The organism is Microbacterium sp. C448 (assembly GCF_000582705.2).
Classification (GTDB): domain Bacteria; phylum Actinomycetota; class Actinomycetes; order Actinomycetales; family Microbacteriaceae; genus Microbacterium; species Microbacterium lacus_A.
In genome coordinates this window covers 1-5,516 of record NZ_HG779712.1, presented here as the reverse complement: position 1 = coordinate 5,516, position 5,516 = coordinate 1, and the positions used below count along the sequence as shown (strand labels likewise).

The window sequence follows — 5,516 nt, the reverse complement described above, 5'->3', positions numbered from 1 at the left end:
TCGGTGACGCGATCCCCACACTCGGCGGACTGTTGCTGCCCGGCACGGCGGCAGTCCAGCCCCCCGTTCAGCTCGACGACCCGGAACTCGCGGAGGCCGCGGCATCCGTCGCTCGTATCACCGGAGTGGCATACGCCTGCGGGCTGAGTTCGAGTGGCTCCGGTTTCGTCATCGGCGCCGACCGTGTCGTGACGAACGCTCACGTCGTTGCGGGCGTCGATCGTCCGGTCGTCGAGCTGCCCGGCCGCGAGGCGCGCGACGGCCGGGTCGTCTACTTCGATCCCATCGGTGACATTGCCGTGATAGCCGTCGACGATCTTGACGCGGAACCCCTGGATGTCGTTCCCGTGCTGCCCGCGGGTTCGTCGGCGGCCGTGCAGGGCTATCCGCACGGCGGACCCTTCGAGTCCATGTCGGCAGCGGTCCTCGCGGTCGGGACGGTACCGGTGCCGGACATCTACGACGAATCCTCGAACCTCCGCGAGATCTACACACTCGAGGCGAACGTGCGGCCCGGAAACTCGGGTGGCCCGTTGCTGACCGCCGACGGAGATGTTGCGGGCCTCGTCTTCGCGCGCGGCGGGGAGCAGGAGAGCCGGGGCTACGCGTCGACGTCGACCGAACTCGCTCCGATCGTCGAGGGCGCCGCGGGATGGCAGAGTCCGGTGTCGTCCGGCAGCTGCACGCGCTGACCCCGCTCGCCCCCGCTCGCTCTGGCTTCAGCCAGCGAAACACCCCTGCTGCGACGAAACACCCACGGGCGCGAGGTGTTTCGTCGCACCAGGGGTGTTTGGGGGAGTGTGTGGGCGCGGGGCGCCCCTGGGTTGTTCCGCGTGTCGCCGAAAGGGGATGCGGCGCGGGGCCCCTCGGTGGGTATGCTGGCCGCGTCGGGCCTCCGGATTCGGCGATAACTGAACACCGGCCCTATGACCCCTTGCGGGAGAGCCCCGGCACCGCTTCGCGCCGGGCACCGAAGGAGCAAGCCTCCCCGCCAATCTCTCAGGTATTGCGTACCGCGGGGGTCGGGCCACTCTGGAAAGCGATCCGCTCGTGCGGATCCGCCGACGGTGAAAGCCGAGTCATCCTGATCGATGTCTCGGCGAAACTCTCAGGCAGATGACAGAGGGGGAGTTCACCGGGCGTCGATCGGCGCCCGCCCGCACCACCACGGGAGAACTCATGCCAGACCCCACCCCGCCGACGACGGCCCCACCGGGCGATGCTGCGCGCTCGCCCGAACCTCGTCGAACGGTACTTGCCGAAGCCCACGAGCGGCTCGGCGCATCCTTCACCGACTTCGGCGGGTGGTGGATGCCGGTGCGCTACAGCTCGGAACTCGCCGAGCACCACGCCGTCCGTACAGCCGCAGGCCTGTTCGACATTTCGCACATGGCCGAGTTCATCGTGAGCGGCGAACGCGCGGGCGAGTTCCTCGACTACGCGCTGTCGGGGCGGCCCTCCACGATGCGGCTCGGCAAGGCCTCGTATGGCTTCGTGTTGACCGAGAGCGGCGGCATCGTCGACGACGTCATCGTCTACCGCCTCGGCGACGGCCACTACGTCGTGATCGCGAACGCCGGGAATCGGGATGCCGTGGCCACCGCGCTGGCGGAGCGCGAGGCATCCGTCCCTCCTCCCGCGCCACCGACACCGTCCGAGCCCGGCGCTGACGTCTACTTCGGTTTCGTGGCGGGAGCCACGGGCTTTCGTGTGGAGGATGTCTCGGACGACCTCGCGCTCATCGCGGTGCAGGGCCCGGCATCGGTCGCCATCCTCGCCGCGACCGAGGGGCTCGACGAGTTTGCGCCGAGCCTCGGTGACCTCGGCTATTACGCCGCAGCGGCCGCTCGGTTCGATGGGGCTCCGGTGTTCGTCGCCCGGACGGGCTACACAGGCGAGGACGGTTTCGAGCTCGCCGTGCCCGTTGGTCGGGCCGAGGAACTCTGGAACGCGCTCCTTGAGGCGGGAGAACCTCTCGGACTCGTGCCGGCCGGGCTTGCCGCACGCGACACCCTCCGGCTCGAGGCCGGCATGCCGCTCTATGGGCACGAGTTGTCGCGGAGCATCCGTCCCGCTCAGGCGGGTCTCGCGCGCGCGGTTGCGAGCGACGGGGACTTCGTGGGTCGCGAGGGCGCCAGCGCGGCGTTGGCTCCGGATGTTCGTGTGCTCGTCGGCCTCGCTTCGGAGGGCCGCCGGGCCGGGCGTGCGGGCTATGCCGTGTTCGACGGCGACGGACCGGCCGCGACCGAGGTGGGCGAAATCACGAGCGGCGCGCTCAGCCCGACGCTCGGGCATCCGATCGCCCTCGCCTACGTCGACCCGGCCGTTTCGACCCCCGGCACGCAGCTCTACATAGATGTCCGCGGTACGCGCATCCCCGCGACCGTCACACCCACCCCGTTCTACCGGAGGAAGAAATGACCGATCTCACCGCCCTGTCCTACACCGCCGAACACGAGTGGATCTCGATCGACGGCGATATCGCGACCGTCGGCATCACCGACTACGCCGCCGAGAAGCTGGGCGACGTCGTGTTCGTCGAGCTGCCGACCGTCGACTCGGGCGTGAGCGCCGGGCAGGTCTGTGGCGAGATCGAATCCACGAAGTCGGTCGGCGAACTCTACGCGCCCCTCACCGGCGACATCGTCGCGGTCAACGAGGCCGTCGCGGACGACCCGAGCCTGATCAACTCCTCGCCCTTCGAGGACGGGTGGCTGCTGAAGATCCGCATCGACGCGTCGCAGCCGGCGGAGCTTCTCGACCGAGCCGCATACATCGGCCTGACGGGTCAGGCTTCGTGACCGTGTCTCCCGGCGGCGCTTTCGCGGCGCGCCATATCGGGACGGATGCGGCGGCCCAGGCCGTGATGCTCGACACCCTCGGCTACCCGAGCGTTGACGCGTTGCTCGATGCCGCTGTGCCGGGCGCGATCCGCGTCCACGAACGCACGACGAGCGACATTCCACCCGCAGCGACGGAGGCTGAAGCGCTCGCCGAGCTGCGCGAACTGGCCTCGACGAACCGCGCGGCACGGCCGATGATCGGGCTGGGCTACTACGACACCTTCACGCCGTCCGTCATTCAGCGGAACGTGCTCGAGAACCCGTCCTGGTACACGGCCTACACGCCGTATCAGCCCGAGATTTCGCAGGGTCGTCTTGAGGCACTCATCACCTTCCAGACGATGGTGACCGACCTGACGGGCCTCGACATCGCCGGTGCCTCGATGCTCGACGAGTCCACGGCGGTCGTGGAAGGGATGCTCGTCGCCCGGCGTTCGTCGAAGTCCGGCTCGAATGTGTTCTTGGTCGACGCGGACGCGCTGCCGCAGACGCGCGCTCTGCTGGAGTCGCGCGCCGCGGCTCTGGGGATCGAGCTGCAGACGATCGACTTCGCCGCGCACGCCTCGGTCGCCCCGCGAGAGCAGCGAGTCGAAACGTCCGATCTGCCCGAGGCTTTCGGTGCCCTCATCCAGTACCCCGGCGCGTCCGGCCGCGTGTGGGACCCGTCCCACGCCATCGCCGCCGTGCAGGCACAGGGCGGACTCACGGTCGTCGCGGCGGACCTGCTCGCGCTGACCCTCATCGCCTCACCCGGCTCGCTCGGCGCGGACATCGCGGCGGGTACGACCCAGCGGTTCGGCGTCCCGCTCGGCTACGGGGGCCCGCACGCGGGCTACCTCGCCGTGCGCCAAGGCCTGGCTCGCCAGCTGCCGGGGCGTCTGGTCGGTGTGTCTCGGGACGCCGCGGGTAACCCCGCCTACCGTCTCGCGCTGCAGACGCGCGAGCAGCACATCCGCCGCGAGAAGGCGACGTCGAACATCTGCACCGCACAGGTGCTGCTCGCTGTCATGGCGGCGATGTACGCGGTCTATCACGGTCCCGAGGGCCTTCGTGCGATCGCGGAGGATGTCGCGGGCAAGGCGGAGGCACTCGCCACCGCGCTCCGGGAGTACGGTCTGACGCTCGAGTCGGATTCGTTCTTCGACACGCTCCGGGTCTTCGTCCCGGGCGACGCCCACCGCGTGATCGAGCGCGCCCGTTCCCGCGGATACCAACTGCTCTGGGTGGACGGCGCGACCGTCGGGGTATCGGTGGACGAGACCACGACTTCGGCAGACCTCGCCGCCGTGGCCTGGGCGTTCGGTCTCCCCGACGGCGCACTCCCCGCGCCCGAGGGTGCCCGTTCTACGCGCGAGGGTGCCCCTTCCACACGCGAGGGTGCCCTCCCGACCGATCTGCAGCGCGAGGACGAGTACCTCACGCATCCGGTCTTCCATGCGCACCGCAGCGAGACCGCAATGATGCGCTATCTGAAGACGCTCGCCGACCGCGACTACGGGCTCGACCGCGGCATGATCCCGCTCGGCTCGTGCACGATGAAGCTGAACGCGGCAACCGAGATGGCAGCCGTGTCGTGGCCCGAGTTCGCGCGCGTGCACCCGTTCGCGCCCGAGGCGGACGTGCGCGGATACCTGGGCCTGATCGAACAGCTCGAGACCTGGCTTGCCGAGGTCACGGGCTACGACGCCGTCTCGCTGCAGCCGAACGCTGGGTCGCAGGGGGAGCTCGCGGGGCTGCTGGCGATCCGCGGATACCACCGTTCGCGGGGCGACCTCGGCCGCGACGTCTGCCTGATCCCGTCATCGGCGCACGGCACGAACGCGGCTTCGGCTGTGCTTGCCGGAATGCGCGTCGTCGTCGTGGCATGCGACGAGGCCGGCAACGTCGACCTCGATGACCTGCGCGCCAAGATCGAGGCGCACGCCGCGACGCTCTCCGCGCTCATGATCACGTACCCCTCGACCCACGGTGTGTACGAGCACGATGTACTCGACATCACGCAGGCCGTGCACGACGCGGGCGGGCAGGTCTACGTCGACGGCGCGAACCTCAACGCGCTCCTCGGGTACGCGCGGTTCGGCGATCTCGGCGGCGATGTGTCGCACCTGAACCTCCACAAGACTTTCGCGATCCCGCACGGCGGTGGCGGACCCGGTGTCGGCCCGGTCGCGGCGAAAGCGCATCTGGCACCGTTCTTGCCGGGGCATCCGTTCTCGCCGCGTGCAGACCACGCGGGCGGGTTCGTTTTCGACGGTGCGCCGATTTCGGGGGCGCCCCACGGTTCGGCGGGGATCTTGCCGGTGTCGTGGGCCTATGTCCGGATGATGGGGGCTGAGGGGCTGCGTCAGGCCACGGCCGCGGCGGTCCTTTCCGCGAATTATGTGGCGGCCCGCCTGCGCGCGCACTTCCCGGTGCTGTACACGGGTGAGAACGGGCTCGTCGCGCACGAGTGCATCCTGGACCTGCGGCCCCTGCGCGAGGCGACGGGGATCACCGTCGACGATGTAGCGAAGCGCCTGATCGATTACGGATTCCACGCGCCGACGATGTCGTTCCCCGTGGCGGGCACGCTCATGGTCGAGCCCACCGAGAGCGAAGACCTCGCCGAGCTCGAGCGATTCGTCGAGGCCATGATCGCGATCCACGCCGAGGCGCACGCTGTGGCGGCGGGGG

4 protein-coding genes and 1 riboswitch are annotated in these 5,516 nt (G+C 69.6%); all 4 genes read left to right on the top strand.

What is annotated here, in order from left to right; all coding sequences use genetic code 11:
- Positions 1 to 692 (top strand): MarP family serine protease (locus MIC448_RS10825; RefSeq protein ID WP_036299432.1); only part of this gene is annotated, 692 nt, incomplete at its 5' end.
- A gap of 235 nt (positions 693 to 927) precedes the next feature.
- A riboswitch (glycine riboswitch) is annotated at positions 928 to 1,026 on the top strand.
- 153 nt (positions 1,027 to 1,179) lie between these two features.
- Positions 1,180 to 2,421 (top strand): glycine cleavage system aminomethyltransferase GcvT, encoded by a 1,242-nt coding sequence (locus MIC448_RS10820; protein WP_036299437.1) that lies wholly within the window; start codon positions 1,180 to 1,182, stop codon positions 2,419 to 2,421.
- Positions 2,418 to 2,801 (top strand): glycine cleavage system protein GcvH, encoded by a 384-nt coding sequence (gene gcvH, locus MIC448_RS10815; RefSeq protein ID WP_036299430.1) that lies wholly within the window; start codon positions 2,418 to 2,420, stop codon positions 2,799 to 2,801. Before MIC448_RS10820 ends, gcvH begins: the two co-directional genes overlap by 4 nt.
- 65 nt (positions 2,802 to 2,866) lie before the next feature.
- Positions 2,867 to 5,516 (top strand): aminomethyl-transferring glycine dehydrogenase (gcvP, locus tag MIC448_RS10810; RefSeq protein WP_243419968.1); only part of this gene is annotated, 2,650 nt, incomplete at its 3' end.

Coding starts and splice junctions, on each gene's coding strand:
- MIC448_RS10820 (WP_036299437.1), top strand. CDS start 1,180: ATGCCAGACCCCACCCCGCCGACGACGGCCCCACCGGGCGATGCTGCG.
- gcvH (WP_036299430.1), top strand. CDS start 2,418: ATGACCGATCTCACCGCCCTGTCCTACACCGCCGAACACGAGTGGATC.